Raw genomic sequence first — 16,485 nt, 5'->3', positions numbered from 1 at the left:
CCCGGGGTCAGGAGGCGCGGGGGCGGGTCTTCGCCGCCAGCATCGCGCGGTCGGCGGCCTCGAACGCGGTGCCGAGGGCGTCGCGCAGGCCCGGACCGGTGGCGCCCACCTCGGCGAAGCCGACGCTGACCCCGACCGGTGTGCCGGGCACCAGCGACTCCCAGTCCTCCGTGCGCACCGCGGCGTCGATCCGGCGGCCCACCTCGGCCGCCTCGGTCATCCCGGCGCCGGGCAGCACCACCACGAACTCGTCCCCGCCGTAGCGGGCCACGAAGTCGCCCCGGCGCATCACCCGGTTGATCACCCCGGCGATGCGCTGGAGCACCAGGTCGCCGGAGTGGTGCCCGTGCCGGGTGTTGACGGCCTTGAAGCCGTCCAGGTCGCAGACGCCGATCACCACCCGGTCGCCGTGGGCGACCAGGGTGGCGATGTAGCGCTCCAGCCGCCGCCGGTTGGGCAGCCCGGTCAGCGGGTCGGTCAACGCCTCGCCCTCGAAGCGGGCCGCCTCGCGGCGCATCTCCTCGTGGTCGATGCGCGCGGCGATGCCGTCGATGTAGACGTCCCGGAGCCGGTCGTTGCGCTGGGCGGCCAGCCGGAACGCCAGCCGGTCGGCCCGGTGCGCGCCCGCGTGGTCGCCGGCGCGGGCCAGGGCGATGCTGCGCAGCCGGGCCGGTTCGGCCGCGCCCAGCGTCTCGGTGGAGACCTGGACGGTGTCCAGCCGGGTGACGGCCTCGATCGGCCGTCCCTCGGCGACGGCCAGGCAGACCTGGCCGAGCTGGCGCATGTCGCGGGCCCGGGCGCTGTCGCCGCCGTGGCCGAGCAGCCGGCCCGGGGCGGTCTCCGTGTCGACGTCCCACCGGTCGCCGAGGGCCGCCCGCCGGGCGGCGGCGTAGCCGTACGCGGCCAGGCTGCTCGGGCGCAGCTTCCCGGCCCGCCCGCTGCGCCGGAACCGGTCCAGGTCGGCGGCGACGTCGCGCAGCACCCGCAGGCAGCCGTCGCTGTCGCCGTTGTGGTCCAGCGCCACGGCGTTGCGCAGCCGGATCCCGGGGGCGGCGAAGGTCTCCTCCGGAATCTCGGCGGCGCTGCCGAGCTGCCGGGCCCGTTCGATCGCGCCGAGGGCGTAGCCGTGGAAGCTGAGGTACGAGTAGGCCATCGCCAGGTCGTGCCAGCCCCACGCGGTGTCCCGGTCGGGGTCCTCCACCGCGCCCAGCGCCCGCGCGGCCTTCACCAGGTGGGTGACGCAGCGGTCCAGCGCGCCCTGGTGGTGCGCGGCGAGCGCGGCCAGCGCGTTGAGGTGCCCGAGCAGGTAGGGCTCGGCGAGGTCGCGGACGGCGGTGGAAGCCTCCTCGACGGCCCGGGTGTACTCCGCCGTCCGCCCGAGGTTGATCACCGCGGAGAGGCGCTGCACCAGGGCGTCGGCCCGCGCGTACGGGTCGGTGGTGGTGGCGGCGACCCGGTCGAGGATCGCGTACGCCTCGGCGGACTGGCTGGACTCCTGCAGGGCCCGCGCGCGCGACAGGGCGTCAACCTGGTCGGTGACCCGGTCGAGCCAACCCACCGCGACCTCCTGTCGGTGTGCGTCCGGACGCATCCGCTCGTGATGTCCAGCGCGACGCCCCATGATTATCTCGTGACCACCGTGCCGCAACACCCGTCCGAAGGGACGAGACGGCAGCGCCCTTCCGTGGCGTTGGCCCGGGCGTCCCGGGCCCTCGCCGACGCCGGTGTCGCCTCGGCCCGCGCCGAGGCGGAGCAGCTGGCCGCGTACGTGCTGGCGGTGCCCCGCGGGCGGCTGGCGCTGGCCGACGACTTCACGGCCGACCAGCTCGACCGGTTCGACGAGCTGGTCGCGCGGCGGGCCGGGCGGGAACCGTTGCAGCATCTCACGGGCAGCGCCGGCTTCCGGCACCTGGAGCTGGCCGTCGGGCCGGGCGTCTTCGTGCCCCGGCCGGAGACCGAGCTGCTCGCCGGCTGGGGGATCGCGCAGGGCCGACGCCTGGATGCCGCGCTGGTGGTGGACCTGTGCAGCGGCTCGGGGGCGATCGCCCTCTCGGTGGCCCAGGAGCTGCCGGCGGCCCGGGTGGTGGCGGTGGAACGGTCGGCGGCGGCGCTGCCCTGGCTGCGGCGCAACGCGACGGCCCGGGCCGCCGCGGGGGACCGGCCGATCGAGGTGGTGGCGGCGGACGTCACCGCCGCCGACCTGCTCGCCGACCTGGTGGGCCGGGTCGACGTGCTGCTCTGCAACCCGCCGTACGTGCCGTCGGGCGTGGCCGTACCCCCGGAGGTGGGGCGGCACGATCCGGCGAACGCGGTCTTCGGCGGCGCGGACGGCCTGGCGGTGATCCGCCCGGTGATCGCCCGGGCGGCGGCGCTGCTGCGCCCGGGCGGGGTGCTCGGCGTGGAGCACGACGACACGCACGGCACGGCGGTGCCCGACCTGCTCGCCGCGGACGGCCGGTTCGAGGCGGTCGCCGACCACCCGGACCTGACCGGACGGCCCCGCTTCGCGACCGCGTCCCGGCGGACGGACGGCCAGCACGCCGCCGCCGACGCGACGTGGCAGACTGACTCCTCGTGATGCTCTACGACTGCCGGTCGCCCGCCGACCGGGACCGCGGCATCGCCGCTGCCATCGAGGCGGTCAAGAACGGCGAGCTGGTCGTCCTGCCGACCGACACGGTCTACGGGATCGGCGCGGACGCGTTCACCCCGTACGCGGTCAAGGCCCTGCTCGACGCCAAGGGCGGCCGTCAGGTGCCGCCGCCCGTGCTGATCGGCTCCCGGCACACCCTCGACGGCCTGGTCTACTCGCTGCCCCAGGCGGCCCGGGACCTCGTCGAGGCGTTCTGGCCCGGGGCGCTGACCATCATCGTGGCGCACTCGCCCAGCCTGCGCTGGGATCTCGGCGACTCCTCCGGGACGGTGGCGGTGCGGATGCCGCTGCACCCGGTGGCGCTGGAGGTGCTGCGCGAGACCGGCCCGATGGCGGTCGCCTCGGCCAACAAGACCGGCCAGCCGGCCGCCCTCACCGCCGAGGAGGCCCGCGACCAGCTCTCCTACTCGGTGCGGGCCTACCTGGAGGCCGGGCCCTGCCCGGATCCGGTGCCGAGCACGATCGTGGACCTCACCGGCGAGGTGCCGCAGGTCCTCCGCCAGGGCGCCGTCGGGCTGGAGAAGCTCCGCGACGTGGTGCCCGACATCCTCGCCGGCCAGGGGGTCTGAGTGCCTCCGTTCACCGTGCTGCACGTCTGCATGGGCAACATCTGCCGGTCCCCGATGGCCGAGCGGCTGCTGGCCCTCGCCGTCCGGGGACGGCTGGCCCGCCGCGAGGTCGACCCGGACCGCGCCGACGAGCTGCTGCACAGCCACAGCGCCGGCACCGGTGGCTGGCACGCCGGCGAGGAGATGAACCCGCCGGCGTCGCGCCAGGTGACGTCCCGGGGCGGCAGCGTCGCCGGCTTCGCCGCGCGCAAGCTGCGGTCGGACCACATCGACGCCGCCGACCTCGTCCTCACCGCCACCGCCGACCAGCAGGAGTACGTGGTGGCGCTGCGGCCCGACGCCGCGTCGCGCACGTTCGTGCTGGGCGAGTTCGGCCGGCTGCTCGCCGGGGTGGACGCCGCCGCGCTGCCGGCGGCCGAGGCGACCCCCGACGCGGTGTACGCGCGCGGCGTGGCCCTGGTGGAGGCCGCCCACGCCGCCCGCCTGGGCACCACCTCGCTGCCCACCGACGATCTCGACGATCCGTGGGGGCGCGGCGACCAGTGCTTCAGCCGGGTCGCCGACGAGATCGAGGAGAGCGTGCACCCCCTCGCCGCCGTGCTCCTGCCGTGACCCTCCCGAGGTACCCGCCCGCGTGAGTTTCCTGCGGGTTTGGGGGAAAGGGGCGGTCAAGAGGGACTTTCGGGTCATTCTGGGTGGGTCCTGACCGGCTCCTGCGGGGAGAGCTGATGACCCGGGCACGCCTCGACAAACTGTTCACCGTACTGATCGCCGGCGTGCTGGCCGGGCTGGCGCTCGCGGTGGCGGCCCTCCCGGCCGCGCTGGTGTTCGGCATCGGGTTCTCGGCGCTCGCCGCGCCGTACTCGGAACTGCCGAACACGCTGCGCACGCCGCCCACGCCCCAGCGCTCGAACCTCTACGCCAACGACGGCACCACGCTGATCACCTCCTTCTACCAGGAGGACCGGGTGGACGTGCCGCTGGCCGACGTGGCGCCGGTGATGCGGCAGGCGGTCATCGCCGCCGAGGACACCCGGTTCCACGAGCACAGCGGGGTCGACCTGCGCGGCGTGGTGCGGGCCTTCACCGTCAACCAGGGGACCGGGGAGACCCGACAGGGCGCGTCCACGCTGACCATGCAGTACGTCCGCAACGTGCTCAGCAACGACCCCCGGCTGAGCGAGCGGCAGCGCGCCGCCGCCACCGAGATGACCACCGCGCGCAAGATCCAGGAGATGCGGTACGCGCTGGCCCTGGAGCGGGAGCTGACCAAGGACGAGATCCTCGCCCGCTACCTCAACATCGCCTACTTCGGAGCGGGCGCGTACGGGGTGGCCGCCGCGAGCCGCCGCTACTTCTCGAAGCCGCCGGCGGAGCTCACCCTGGCCGAGGCGGCGCTGCTGGCCGGCCTGGTCCGCTCCCCGCACACCGACGACCCGATCAACGGCGACGCGGACGCCGCGCTCGCCCGCCGGGCGTACGTGCTGGACCGGCTGGTGGAGTCCGGGCAGGTCCCGGCCGAGGCGGCGGACCGGGCCAGGGCCGAGCAGTTGAAGCTGCGCCCCAGCCAGACGCCGAACGACTGCACGGCGGTGCCGGCGGAGCACAACGACTGGGGCTTCTTCTGCGACTGGTTCACCCGCTGGTGGAACGCCCAGCCGGCGTTCGGCGCGACGGTCGACGAGCGGCAGCGAACGCTGCGCCGGGGCGGGTTCTCCATCGTCTCCTCGCTCGACCCGGCGGTGCAGCGCGCCACCACCGAGCAGGTCCGCCGGATCTACTCGGTGGACGACCGCCGGGCGGCGCCGACGGCGGTGGTCCAGCCCGGCACGGGCCGGGTCCTCGCGATGGCGGTGAACCGGAACTACGGCGTGGCCGCCAACCCGGCCGGGCAGAAGAACCACCCGAACACGGTCAACCAGCTGGTCGCCGGGGGCGGGGCGATCGAGGGCTACCAGGCCGGCTCCACGTTCAAGGTCTTCACGATGCTGGCCGCGCTGGAGTCCGGGCTGCCGCTGAGCACGGAGTTCGACGCGCCGGAGCGGATCGTGACCGACTACTCGGCGAGCGGGGCGGCGAGCTGCGACGGGTACTGGTGCCCGCGCAACGCCAGCGCCTCCATGGACGGCCCGCACACCATGTGGACCGCCTTCGGCGAGTCGGTCAACACGTACTTCGCCTGGCTGACCGAGCGGGTCGGCGCGGACCGGGTGGTGGAGATGGCCGAGCGGCTCGGCATCGCCTTCCGCTCCGAGGACGACGCGCGGCTGGCCCGCCACGGCGCGCGCGAGTGGGGGCCGTTCACCCTCGGCGTCTCCGCCACCACCCCCCTCGACCTGGCCGGCGCGTACGCCGCCGTGGCGGCCGAGGGCTCGTGGTGCGCGCCGCTGCCGGTCGTCTCGATCGCCGACGCGGCCGGCCGGCCGGTGGCCGCCGCGCGGCCGCACTGCCGGCAGGCGGTGGACGCGGACGTGGCCCGCGCGGCGGCCGACGCGGCCCGCTGTGCGGTCGGCGACCAGTCGATGTACCGGGAGTGCGACGGCGGCACCGCGGAAGGGCTGCGCCGGCAGCTCGGCCGGCCGGTGGCGGGCAAGACGGGCAGCTCGGACGGGTACGCGACGGAGACCGTGGTCGCCTTCACCCCGCAGTTGGCGGTCGCCTCGATCGCCGCGAACCCCGACGACCCGCGCGACGCGGTGGGCCAGCGGGTGCAGCGGCAACTGGTCGAGGCGGTGGGGGAGGTGCTCGCCTTCGCGCTGCGCGACGAGCCGGTGCGCGACTTCGTGCCGCCCAGCGAGGCGACCGCCTTCCAGCTCACCGGCTCCCGCGCCGGCAACTGAGCCCGCGCCGCCGGCGACTGGGCCCGTGACCGGCGCGCGCGGCGGCTCAGCGGCGCAGGAACGGGGCGGCGGGCCGGCGGGCCGACTGCTCCGCCTGGCGGGCGATGTTGCGGGCCATCCCGCCGAAGACCACCGCGTGGAAGGGCGCCACCGCGCCCCAGTACGCGTGCCCGGGCAGCCCGCGCGGCAGGAACACCGCCCGCTGCTGGTAGCGGCTGCTCTCCCCGTCCACCCGCACCACGCGCATCTCCAGCCAGGCCCGGCCCGGCAGGCGCATCTCGGCGCGCAGCCGCAGCAGTTCGCCGGGCACGATCTCCTCCACCCGCCAGAAGTCCAGCGCCTCGCCCACCTGGAGGTGGTGCGGGTCGCGCCGGCCGCGGCGCAGCCCGACGCCGCCGATCAGCCGGTCCAGCCAGCCCCGCACGGACCAGGCCAGCGGGAACGAGTACCAGCCGTGCTCGCCGCCGACGCCCTCGACGACCCGCCACAGCTCCTCCGGCGGGGCGTGCACGGCCCGTTCGCGGACGTCGGTGTAGGCGGTCCCGCCGGACCACTCCGGGTCGCTGGGCAGCGGTTCGGCCGGCGCGTCGGGCCCGCTCGCGGTCGACCAGCGGGTCTCCACCTCGCCGTCGCGGACCTTCGTCAGGGCCGCCGCGACCGCCTGGTCGAAGCCGGTCAGCCCCTCCGGCGGGTCGGGCACGTACGCGGCGATGTCGCGCTCGTGGGCGACGGCCTCGTGGACCAGGCTCTCCACCAGCGGCCGGGCGATCGCGTTGGGCACCGGCGTGACGAGCCCGACCCAGTGCGAGGAGAGCGACGGCGTCAGCGGTCGCACCGGCACGATGGTCCGCCGGCGCAGCCCGGCCACCCGCGCGTACCGCTGCATCATGTCCTGGAAGGTGAGGATGTCCGGCCCGCCGATGTCGAAGGCGCGGTTGACCTCCGGCGGCAGGCTCGCGCAGCCGGCCAGGTAGCGCAGCACGTCCCGGACGGCGATGGGCTGGATCCGGTTGCGGACCCAGCGGGGGGTGACCATGGCCGGCAGCCGCTCGGTCAGGTAACGCAGCATCTCGAACGAGGCCGACCCGGAACCGATGATCACCGCCGCCCGCAGCACCGCCGTCGGCACCCCGCTGTCGAGCAGGATCCGCCCCACCTCGGCCCGGGAGCGCAGGTGCGCCGACGGGACCTCCGAGTCCGCCGCCGGCTCCGGCCCGCCCAGGTAGACGATCCGGCGTACGCCCGCGGCCCGCGCGGCCTCGGCGAACCGGGTGGCGGCCTCCCGGTCGGCGGCCTCGAAGCCGGCCTGGCCGAGCGAGTGCACCAGGTAGTAGGCGACGTCCACGCCCGCGAACGCGGCCGGCAGCGTCTCCGGCCGGCGCAGGTCGCCCTCGACGATCTCGGTCCGCGCCGCCCACGGCACGTCCCGCAGCCGTCCCGCCTTGCGGGCGAGGCAGCGCACCGTGTGTCCCTCGGCCAGCAGCCGGGGCGCGAGGCGCCCGCCGATGTAACCCGTCGCTCCGGTGACCAGGCATCTCACGGTCTCCAGTGTGCGGCCCAATAGACTCTGGCGCTGTGGCTACTGAGACGAGCACCTTCTGGGGGCCGGACTTCGACCAGCTCCGTGCGACCGACCCGGAGATCGCCGGGGTGGTGCTCGGCGAGCTGGACCGGCTCCGGGGCGGACTGCAACTGATCGCCAGCGAGAACCTCACCTCGCCGGCGGTGCTGGCCGCGCTCGGCTCGACCCTGACCAACAAGTACGCCGAGGGCTACCCGGGCCGGCGCTACTACGGCGGCTGCGCCGAGGTCGACCGGGCCGAGGAGATCGGCATCGCGCGGGCGAAGGAACTCTTCGGCGCCGAGCACGCCAACCTCCAGCCGCACTCGGGGGCGAGCGCCAACCTGGCCGCGTACGCCGCGCTGGTCCAGCCGGGGGACACGGTGCTCGCCATGGACCTGCCGCACGGCGGCCACCTCACGCACGGCAGCCGGGTCAACTTCTCCGGCAAGTGGTTCCACACGGTCGGCTACACCGTCCGCCGCGACACCGAGCTGATCGACTACGACGAGGTGCGCGACCTGGCCCTCGCGCACCGGCCCAAGATGATCATCTGTGGCGCGACGGCTTACCCGCGGTTGATCGACTTCGCCCGGTTCCGCGAGATCGCCGACGAGGTCGGGGCCTATCTGATGGTCGACGCCGCACACTTCATCGGGCTGGTCGCCGGTAAGGCCGTCCCGTCGCCGGTGCCGCACGCCGACGTCGTCTGCCTCACCACGCACAAGGTGCTGCGCGGCCCGCGCGGCGGCATGATCCTGTGCCGGGAGTCGCTGGCCCAGCGCATCGACAAGGCGGTCTTCCCGTTCACCCAGGGCGGCCCGCTGATGCACGTCGTCGCCGCCAAGGCGGTCGCGCTGCGGGAGGCCGCCCAGCCCGAGTTCCGGGCCTACGCCGACCGGGTGGTGGCCAACGCGCGGGCGCTCGCCGCCGGGCTGGCCGACGAGGGGATGCGCCCGGTCTCCGGGGGCACCGACACCCACCTCGCCCTGATCGACCTGCGCGAGGTCGGGGTGACGGGCGCGGACGCCGAGGCGCGCTGCGACGCCGCCACCATCACCCTGAACAAGAACGCGATCCCGTACGACCCGCAGAAGCCGATGGTCGCCTCGGGCATCCGGGTGGGCACCCCGAGCGTCACCACGCAGGGCATGCGCGAGCCGGAGATGCGCCAGGTCGCCTCGCTGATCGCCCGCGCCGTGCGCACCGATCCCGCCGCCCCCGGGGGCGCCGACACCCTCGCCGGGATCGCCGGCGAGGTCGCCGAGCTGGTCGCCGCCTTCCCGGCGTACCCCCGATGAGCGCGCCGCGCGCGGGCGAGCCGGGCGCCATCCGGGCCCGGCTGCCGCACCTTCGCCTGCCGTTGCTGGCCTGCGCGGTCCTCGCGCTGGTGGCGGTCCCGACCGCGGCGGTGCTGCGGGGCGCCACGGGCGCGGCCGGGGTGGCCGCCGGGATCGCGCTGGTCATCGCCAGCTACCTGGTCTCCGGCGTCTCGGTGGCCTGGGCCGACGCCGTCAACCCCCGGATGATCATGTCGGTCGGGCTGGTCACCTACGCCACGAAGATCGTGGTGCTCGGGGTGGTGATGGCCGCCGTGGCGGCCACCGGCTGGCCCGGCCTGCCGGACATGGGAGTGGCGATCATCGCGGCCGTGGTGGTCTGGACGGGCGCCCACCTGACGTGGGCCCTGCGTACGCCGCTGCCCACATTCGAGCGACGCGGTGAGTGAGCGTTCTGTCGGATCTGCGTCCGGCATTTCGGGCTGCCGCGGCGGGCCGCACGGGAGTAACCTGACCAACGACTTTCGCGCCCGCACCACGGCCCGCACGCTGTCCGCAGTGTGGGGGGTGCCGCACACTCCCGCGCGTCCCTGCTGATATTGTTCGCCACGTCATGGCCGAAGACCCACACCCCCGCAGGTCCGACGAGCACTCGTCGGAAGGCGTGGCAGGGGCCGTTCTGGGCTACCTCCTCGCCGGCATCGTGGTGTGGGGCTTCCTCGGGTGGTTGGCGGAGCGACTTCTCGATCTGCCCACCGGCGTCGGGGCCGCCGTCGGCATGATCTTCGGCGCGGCCGGAGCGATTTACCTGATCATGAAGAGGCTCAGTGCTTGAGTGCCAGCACGCGCGGGTCTGTCGAGTGCGGAGGATGACACGGTGAGTGGACAGCTCGTCGCCGCCGAGGGGCTTCCCTGGCCCCCCAGCGTCGGAGATTTCTACCCGCCGGACGTGGCTGGCCCCTGGGTCACCAAGTTCGGGATCATGATCTGGCTCGCGGTCGCGTTGCTGATCATCTTCTTCATGCTCGCCTACCGGAAGCCCAAGCTGGTCCCCGGTAAGGCCCAGTGGTACGCGGAGTCGGTCTACGGCCTGGTCCGGGACAACATCGCCCGCGAGCAGATGGGCAACGCGGGCATCCGTTTCGCGCCCTACTTCACGGTGCTGTTCAGCTTCATCGTGCTGACCAACTTCTTCGCCATCGTGCCCGGCCTGCAGATCTCGCCCAACTCGCACATCGCCTTCCCGATCGTGCTCGCGCTGATCTCCTACGTGATGTACCTCTACATCGGCGCCCGCAAGCACGGCCTCGGCAAGTACCTCAAGATGAGCCTGATCATCCCGGGCGTGCCGTGGCCCATGCACATCCTGCTGATCCCGATCGAGTTCCTGCAGACGTTCATCGTCCGACCGGTCACGCTGGCCCTGCGGCTCTTCGCCAACCTGTTCGCCGGCCACCTGCTGCTGCTGGTCTTCACCGTCGGCGGCTTCGTGATGCTGAACTCGAGCAGCCTGTTCATCCAGGTGACCTCGGTCTTCTCCTTCCTGATGGCGATCGTGATGGCCTTCTTCGAGGTCCTGGTCGCCGTGCTGCAGGCCTACGTCTTCGTCACGCTGAGCGCGAACTACATCGGAAGTTCGCTCGCCGACGAGCACTGATCGGGCTCGGCGGGCCGCCCGGCCCGACCAAGCTTCTGGTACCGACCCGCGTACGCGTGAGAACTCACGCGTCGAACAGGAGGAATACCCGCAATGACTGTTCTTGCCGAAATCGGCGGCAGCGTCAACACCATCGGCTACGGCCTCGCCGCCATCGGCCCCGGTATCGGTGTCGCCCTGGTCTTCGCGGCCTACATCCAGTCGAGCGCGCGTCAGCCGGAGTCCGCCGGCTACAACCGCACCTGGCTGGTCCTGGGCTTCGCCCTGGTCGAGGCGCTCGCACTCTTCGGCCTGGTGCTCGCCTTCGCCGTCCAGGGCTGACGAGAGCTCTCTCCCGACCCGGAGGTCTGACATGTTCATCGCCGCAGAAGGTGTGGAGCACAACCCGATCCTGCCCATCTGGCAGGAGATGGTCATCGGGACCATCGCCTTCGCCCTGCTCTGCTTCGTCCTGCTGAAGTTCGTCATGCCCCGCATGGAGGCGATGTACCAGGCGCGGGTCGACGCGATCGAGGGTGGCCTCAAGCGGGCCGAGGCCGCCCAGGCCGAGGCGAACCAGGTGCTGGAGCAGTACCGGGCCCAACTCGCCGAGGTGCGTACCGAGGCGGCGCGGATCCGGGACGACGCCCGCGCCGACGCCGAGGGCATCCGCCAGGACATCCTCGCCAAGGCGCGGGAGGAGTCCGACCGGATCATCGCCGCCGGCAAGGAGCAGCTCGCCGCCGAGCGGGCCACCATCGTGCGCGAGCTGCGCACGGAGGTCGGCACGCTCGCGGTCGACCTGGCCAGCAAGATCGTCGGGGAGTCCCTCGCCGACGAGGCGCGTCGCAAGGGCACCGTCGACCGGTTCCTGAGCAACCTCGAGAGCGCGGGGGCCCGCTGATGCAGGCCGCCAGCCGGGAGTCGTACAAGGTCGCGGTCGAGCACCTCGACGCGTACGTCCGCGGCGCGGAGCCGTCGGCGGTGGCCACCACCGCCGGCGACATCCTCTCCGTCGCCGACCTGCTGCGGCGCGAACCGCGGCTGCGGCGCGCGCTCTCCGACCCGGCCCGCTCCGGGGCCGACCGTGCCGGGCTGCTCGGCGAGCTGCTGCGCGGCAAGGTCGGCGCCGAGGCGCTGGACTTGGTCGCCTCCCTGGTCGCCGGCCGCTGGTCGGTGCCGTCGGAACTGCTCAGCGCCACCGAGCAGTTGGGCATCGACGCGCTCCTGGCGAGTGCCGACTCCGCCGGCGAGCTGGGCGAGGTCGAGGACGAGCTGTTCCGCTTCGGGCAGGTCGTCGCCGGTTCGCCGCAGCTGTCCAGCGCGCTCTCCGACTCGGCAGTCCCCGCCGAGCGGCGGGCCACGCTGGTCGACCAGTTGCTCGTCGGCAAGGCGCGGCCGATCACCGGCTACCTCATCGGGGTCGCGCTCGCCGGTTTCGGTGGACGCAACCTCTCCGGTGCGCTCAGCCGGCTGGTCGAGCTGGCCGCCGAGCGGCGGGACCGGCAGGTGGCGTACGTGACCGCCGCGGCCCCGTTGAGTGAAGAGGAGGAGCGCCGGCTGGGCGCGAGCCTCTCCGCGATATACGGTCGAGAGGTTTCCGTCAAGCAGACGGTGGACCCCTCGGTTCTCGGTGGCGTGAGCGTACGGGTCGGCTCCGACCTGTACGACGGCACCGTTCTGCGCCGCCTCAACGAGAGCCGCAACGCGCTCGCGAAGCGCTGAGGCGGCAGCGCCGCCCAGTGCCTGTGACATAGACGCCATTCGGACCGGTCGGTACTAGGTATCCCGGGCCCCTGATACTTAAGGAAGCAGAGGATGGCCGAGCTGACCATCTCGACGGAGGAGATCCGCGGCGCCCTGGAGCGCTACGTCTCCTCCTACTCGTCCGAACTCTCCCGCGAGGAGGTCGGCACCGTCGCCGACACCGGCGACGGCATCGCCCACGTCGAGGGTCTTCCCTCGACCATGACCAACGAGCTCCTGGAGTTCGAGGACGGCACCCTGGGTGTGGCGCTGAACCTCGACGTCCGGGAGATCGGTGTCGTCGTTCTCGGTGACTCCGCCAAGCTCGAAGAGGGCCAGCGCGTCAAGCGCACCGGCCGGGTGCTCTCCGTGCCGGTCGGCGACGCCTTCCTCGGCCGCGTGGTCAACGCGCTCGGCCAGCCGATCGACGGGCTCGGCGACATCGCCAACGAGGGCTTCCGCGAGCTGGAGCTCCAGGCCCCCAACGTGATGGCCCGGCAGTCCGTCGACGAGCCGCTGCAGACCGGTCTCAAGGCGGTCGACGCCATGACCCCGATCGGTCGCGGTCAGCGTCAGCTGATCATCGGCGACCGGAAGACGGGCAAGACCACCGTCGCGCTGGACACCATCCTCAACCAGCGGGACAACTGGCGCTCCGGCGACCCGAAGAAGCAGGTCCGCTGCATCTACGTCGCCATCGGCCAGAAGGCCTCCACGATCGCCTCGATCAAGGGCGTCCTGGAGGAGGCGGGCGCGATGGAGTACACCACCATCGTCGCCTCCCCGGCCTCCGACCCGGCCGGCTTCAAGTACCTCGCCCCCTACACCGGCTCGTCCATCGGGCAGCACTGGATGTACGGCGGCAAGCACGTCCTGATCGTCTTCGACGACCTGAGCAAGCAGGCCGAGGCGTACCGCGCCGTGTCCCTGCTGCTGCGTCGCCCGCCGGGCCGTGAGGCGTACCCGGGTGACGTCTTCTACCTGCACTCCCGCCTGCTGGAGCGCTGCGCGAAGCTCTCCGACGAGCTGGGCGGCGGCTCGATGACCGGCCTGCCGATCATCGAGACGAAGGCCAACGACATCTCGGCCTTCATCCCGACCAACGTCATCTCCATCACCGACGGCCAGATCTTCCTGGAGACCGACCTGTTCAACCAGGGCGTCCGGCCGGCCATCAACGTCGGCACCTCGGTCTCCCGGGTCGGTGGCGCCGCGCAGGTGAAGCCGATGAAGAAGGTCGCCGGCTCGCTGCGGCTCAACCTGGCCCAGTTCCGCGAGCTGGAGGCGTTCGCCGCCTTCGCCTCCGACCTGGACAAGACCTCCCGCGCCCAGCTGGACCGCGGCGCCCGCCTGGTCGAGCTGCTCAAGCAGTCGAACTACTCGCCGTTCCCGGTGCAGGAGCAGGTCGTCTCGGTCTGGGCCGGCACCGAGGGCAAGCTGGACGACATCCCGGTCGGGGAGATCCGCCGCTTCGAGTCGGAGTTCCTCCAGTACCTGCGCCACAAGCACGAGAGTGTGCTGGCCAGCATCGCCGACCACCAGTGGAACGACGACATCATCGGCTCGCTCGACGCCGCCATCGCCGACTTCAAGCAGGTCTTCCTCGGCAAGGCCGACGAGCGGCGGATCAACGAGGCCCCGGCCTCGCCGCTGGAGGGCGACGAGAACCGCGAGACGGTGACCCGCTACCGGGACGGCGCGGGCGACCGCCCGGCCGAGAACCAGTAAGGGCTGATCCATGGCGGCCCAGGTACGCGTTCTTCGTCAACGGATCCGCTCGGCGAAGGGGATGAAGAAGATCACCAAGGCGATGGAGCTCGTGGCGACGAGCCGGATCGCCAAGGCCCAGGCCCGGGTGGAGGCGTCCCTGCCGTACGCCCGGGCGGTCACCGGTGTGCTCACGGCACTGGCGTCCAACGCGCGGATCGACCACCCGCTGCTCACCCCGCGTCCGAAGGTGCGGCGGGCGGGTGTCCTGCTGGTCACCTCCGATCGTGGCCTCGCCGGCGGCTACAGCTCCAACGCCATCAAGATGGCCGAGTCGCTGATCGCCCGGCTGCGGGCCGACGGCAAGGAGCCGGTGCTCTACGTCATCGGACGCAAGGGTGTCGGGTTCTTCCGGTTCCGTGACCGGCCGATCGAGGCCAACTGGACCGGGTTCTCGGAGCAGCCGACCTTCGCCGACGCCCGCACCGTGGGCGAGACGCTGATCAAGGCGTTCACCGCCGGTGCGGACGACGTCGACGGCAGCGCCGGGGCGGACGGGGTGCTCGGGATCGACGAGTTGCACATCGTCTACACCGAGTTCCACTCCCTGATGACCCAGACCCCGGTCACCAAGGTCATCGGCCCGATGCAGGTGGAGGACCGGCCGCGCGCCGAGGGCGCGCTGCCGTCCTACGAGTTCGAGCCGGACGCGGAGGCGCTGCTCGACGCGCTGCTGCCGAAGTACATCAACACGCGGATCTACGCGGCGTTGCTGGAGTCGGCGGCCAGCGAGTCGGCGGCCCGTCGGCGGGCGATGAAGAGCGCCACCGACAACGCCGAAGAGATGATCGAGAAGTACACGCGTGAGATGAACTCGGCCCGCCAGGCCGGGATCACCCAGGAGATCAGCGAGATCGTCGGCGGCGCGAACGCGCTCGCCGCGTCGGGAAGTGAAGTGTGATGACTGCCCCAGTAGAGACCAAGACGGCCACGGGTCGCGTGGTCCGGGTCATCGGCCCGGTCGTCGACGCCGAGTTCCCGCGCGACGTCATGCCGGCCCTGTTCAACGCCCTGCACGTGGACGTGACGCTCTCCGGCGGCGAGAAGACGCTGACCCTGGAGGTCGCCCAGCACCTGGGTGACAACATGGTCCGCGCCATCTCGATGCAGCCGACCGACGGCCTGGTCCGTGGCACCGAGGTGCGCGACACCGGCTCGCCGATCACCGTTCCGGTGGGCGACACGGTCAAGGGCCACGTGTTCAACGCGATCGGCGAGTGCCTCAACCTGACCGAGGGCGAGACGCTCCAGCCCGACGACCACTGGGGCATCCACCGCAAGGCCCCGGCCTTCGCGGACCTGGAGCCGAAGACCGAGATGCTGGAGACCGGCATCAAGGTCATCGACCTGCTCGCCCCGTACGTCAAGGGCGGCAAGATCGGCCTGTTCGGCGGTGCCGGCGTGGGCAAGACGGTGCTCATCCAGGAGATGATCACCCGTGTCGCCCGGAACTTCGGTGGTACCTCGGTCTTCGCCGGCGTGGGTGAGCGCACCCGCGAGGGCAACGACCTCATCGCCGAGATGACCGAGTCCGGCGTCATCGACAAGACCGCGCTGGTCTACGGCCAGATGGACGAGCCGCCGGGCACCCGGCTGCGGGTCGCCCTCTCCGCGCTGACCATGGCGGAGTACTTCCGCGACGTCAAGAAGCAGGAGGTGCTGCTCTTCATCGACAACATCTTCCGCTTCACCCAGGCGGGTTCGGAGGTCTCCACCCTGCTCGGCCGCATGCCGAGCGCGGTGGGCTACCAGCCGACCCTGGCCGACGAGATGGGCGAGCTCCAGGAGCGGATCACCTCCGTCCGGGGCCAGGCCATCACCTCGATGCAGGCGATCTACGTGCCGGCGGACGACTACACCGACCCCGCCCCGGCCACCACGTTCGCCCACCTCGACGCGACCACCAACCTGGAGCGGTCGATCTCCGACAAGGGCATCTACCCGGCCGTGGACCCGCTGGCGTCCTCGTCCCGGATCCTCGCCCCGGAGTTCGTCGGCGCCGAGCACTTCGCGGTGGCGACCGAGGTTAAGCGGATCCTGCAGAAGTACAAGGACCTGCAGGACATCATCGCCATCCTCGGTATCGAGGAGCTCTCCGAGGAAGACAAGATCACCGTGCAGCGCGCGCGGCGCATCGAGCGCTTCCTGTCGCAGAACACCTACGCGGCGGAGCAGTTCACCGGCGTGCCGGGCTCGACGGTCCCGATCGAGGAGACCATCGAGGCCTTCAAGAAGATCAGCGAGGGCGAGTACGACCACTTCCCCGAGCAGGCCTTCTTCATGTGCGGTGGTCTGGAGGACCTGGAGCGCAAGGCGGCGGAGCTGATGAAGGGCTGACCTGTCGGTCCTGACGAAAGGCCGCCCCGGCACTGCCGGGGCGGCCTTTCGTCCGTCTTCGGACCGGGTGATCGCCGCCGCCCGGTTCCGCGTGGT

16 protein-coding genes are annotated in these 16,485 nt (G+C 72.5%); 14 read left to right on the top strand and 2 right to left on the bottom strand.

What is annotated here, in order from left to right:
* Window positions 1-7: 7 nt before the first annotated feature.
* On the bottom strand, window positions 8-1,558 hold the full coding sequence (locus tag DER29_RS22095) for a GGDEF domain-containing protein (protein ID WP_121400112.1): 1,551 nt from the start codon (window positions 1,556-1,558) through the stop codon (window positions 8-10).
* Between the two features lie 81 nt (window positions 1,559-1,639).
* Here DER29_RS22095 and prmC point away from each other — a divergent pair, with 81 nt between their 5' ends.
* The 4 genes from prmC to DER29_RS22075 all read left to right on the top strand — a co-directional run bounded on the left by prmC (window position 1,640) and on the right by DER29_RS22075 (window position 6,062).
* On the top strand, window positions 1,640-2,578 hold the full coding sequence (gene prmC / locus DER29_RS22090; RefSeq protein WP_121400110.1) for a peptide chain release factor N(5)-glutamine methyltransferase: 939 nt from the start codon (window positions 1,640-1,642) through the stop codon (window positions 2,576-2,578).
* Window positions 2,578-3,222 (top strand): L-threonylcarbamoyladenylate synthase, encoded by a 645-nt coding sequence (locus tag DER29_RS22085; RefSeq protein ID WP_121400111.1) that lies wholly within the window; start codon window positions 2,578-2,580, stop codon window positions 3,220-3,222. Before prmC ends, DER29_RS22085 begins: the two co-directional genes overlap by 1 nt.
* The gene (locus tag DER29_RS22080; protein ID WP_121399601.1) at window positions 3,223-3,834 is read left to right on the top strand and encodes a phosphotyrosine protein phosphatase; all 612 of its coding nucleotides are present in this window, start codon (window positions 3,223-3,225) and stop codon (window positions 3,832-3,834) included. It abuts the gene before it with no gap.
* 116 nt (window positions 3,835-3,950) lie between these two features.
* A complete protein-coding gene (locus DER29_RS22075) occupies window positions 3,951-6,062 on the top strand; it encodes a transglycosylase domain-containing protein (RefSeq protein ID WP_121399600.1) in 2,112 nt (703 codons plus the stop codon).
* 46 nt (window positions 6,063-6,108) lie between these two features.
* On the opposite strand, the gene DER29_RS22070 is transcribed toward DER29_RS22075, so the two are convergent.
* Window positions 6,109-7,602 (bottom strand): SDR family oxidoreductase, encoded by a 1,494-nt coding sequence (locus tag DER29_RS22070; protein WP_121399599.1) that lies wholly within the window; start codon window positions 7,600-7,602, stop codon window positions 6,109-6,111.
* Between the two features lie 35 nt (window positions 7,603-7,637).
* Here DER29_RS22070 and glyA point away from each other — a divergent pair, with 35 nt between their 5' ends.
* The 10 genes from glyA to atpD all read left to right on the top strand — a co-directional run bounded on the left by glyA (window position 7,638) and on the right by atpD (window position 16,389).
* A complete protein-coding gene (glyA, locus tag DER29_RS22065) occupies window positions 7,638-8,924 on the top strand; it encodes a serine hydroxymethyltransferase (RefSeq protein ID WP_199729500.1) in 1,287 nt (428 codons plus the stop codon).
* Window positions 8,921-9,352 (top strand): hypothetical protein, encoded by a 432-nt coding sequence (locus DER29_RS22060; protein ID WP_121399597.1) that lies wholly within the window; start codon window positions 8,921-8,923, stop codon window positions 9,350-9,352. The genes glyA and DER29_RS22060 overlap by 4 nt, the downstream gene beginning before the upstream one ends.
* A 164-nt stretch (window positions 9,353-9,516) precedes the next feature.
* Window positions 9,517-9,738: a hypothetical protein gene (locus DER29_RS22055; protein WP_121399596.1), complete on the top strand. Its 222-nt coding sequence runs from the start codon at window positions 9,517-9,519 to the stop codon at window positions 9,736-9,738.
* Window positions 9,739-10,560 (top strand): F0F1 ATP synthase subunit A, encoded by an 822-nt coding sequence (gene atpB / locus DER29_RS22050; RefSeq protein WP_121399595.1) that lies wholly within the window; start codon window positions 9,739-9,741, stop codon window positions 10,558-10,560.
* 93 nt (window positions 10,561-10,653) lie between these two features.
* Window positions 10,654-10,881 (top strand): ATP synthase F0 subunit C, encoded by a 228-nt coding sequence (gene atpE / locus DER29_RS22045; protein ID WP_121399594.1) that lies wholly within the window; start codon window positions 10,654-10,656, stop codon window positions 10,879-10,881.
* Between the two features lie 31 nt (window positions 10,882-10,912).
* Window positions 10,913-11,443 carry a F0F1 ATP synthase subunit B gene (locus DER29_RS22040; protein WP_121399593.1) on the top strand — a complete coding sequence of 177 codons (531 nt, stop codon included), beginning with the start codon at window positions 10,913-10,915 and terminating at the stop codon, window positions 11,441-11,443.
* A complete protein-coding gene (locus DER29_RS22035; protein WP_121399592.1) occupies window positions 11,443-12,264 on the top strand; it encodes a F0F1 ATP synthase subunit delta in 822 nt (273 codons plus the stop codon). Before DER29_RS22040 ends, DER29_RS22035 begins: the two co-directional genes overlap by 1 nt.
* 93 nt (window positions 12,265-12,357) lie before the next feature.
* Window positions 12,358-14,013 carry a F0F1 ATP synthase subunit alpha gene (atpA, locus tag DER29_RS22030; protein ID WP_121399591.1) on the top strand — a complete coding sequence of 552 codons (1,656 nt, stop codon included), beginning with the start codon at window positions 12,358-12,360 and terminating at the stop codon, window positions 14,011-14,013.
* Window positions 14,014-14,023: 10 nt separating this feature from the next.
* Window positions 14,024-14,953 carry a F0F1 ATP synthase subunit gamma gene (locus DER29_RS22025; protein ID WP_121399590.1) on the top strand — a complete coding sequence of 310 codons (930 nt, stop codon included), beginning with the start codon at window positions 14,024-14,026 and terminating at the stop codon, window positions 14,951-14,953.
* A complete protein-coding gene (gene atpD, locus DER29_RS22020; protein ID WP_121399589.1) occupies window positions 14,953-16,389 on the top strand; it encodes a F0F1 ATP synthase subunit beta in 1,437 nt (478 codons plus the stop codon). Before DER29_RS22025 ends, atpD begins: the two co-directional genes overlap by 1 nt.
* Window positions 16,390-16,485 lie beyond the last annotated feature (96 nt).

The organism is Micromonospora sp. M71_S20, from assembly GCF_003664255.1.
Taxonomy (GTDB): Bacteria; Actinomycetota; Actinomycetes; order Mycobacteriales; family Micromonosporaceae; genus Micromonospora.
This window is presented reverse-complemented; position numbering and strand designations above follow the sequence as displayed.

Coding starts and splice junctions, on each gene's coding strand:
- DER29_RS22085 (WP_121400111.1), top strand. CDS start 2,578: ATGCTCTACGACTGCCGGTCGCCCGCCGACCGGGACCGCGGCATCGCC.
- DER29_RS22075 (WP_121399600.1), top strand. CDS start 3,951: ATGACCCGGGCACGCCTCGACAAACTGTTCACCGTACTGATCGCCGGC.
- DER29_RS22060 (WP_121399597.1), top strand. CDS start 8,921: ATGAGCGCGCCGCGCGCGGGCGAGCCGGGCGCCATCCGGGCCCGGCTG.
- DER29_RS22055 (WP_121399596.1), top strand. CDS start 9,517: ATGGCCGAAGACCCACACCCCCGCAGGTCCGACGAGCACTCGTCGGAA.
- atpE (WP_121399594.1), top strand. CDS start 10,654: ATGACTGTTCTTGCCGAAATCGGCGGCAGCGTCAACACCATCGGCTAC.
- DER29_RS22040 (WP_121399593.1), top strand. CDS start 10,913: ATGTTCATCGCCGCAGAAGGTGTGGAGCACAACCCGATCCTGCCCATC.
- DER29_RS22035 (WP_121399592.1), top strand. CDS start 11,443: ATGCAGGCCGCCAGCCGGGAGTCGTACAAGGTCGCGGTCGAGCACCTC.
- atpA (WP_121399591.1), top strand. CDS start 12,358: ATGGCCGAGCTGACCATCTCGACGGAGGAGATCCGCGGCGCCCTGGAG.
- DER29_RS22025 (WP_121399590.1), top strand. CDS start 14,024: ATGGCGGCCCAGGTACGCGTTCTTCGTCAACGGATCCGCTCGGCGAAG.
- atpD (WP_121399589.1), top strand. CDS start 14,953: ATGACTGCCCCAGTAGAGACCAAGACGGCCACGGGTCGCGTGGTCCGG.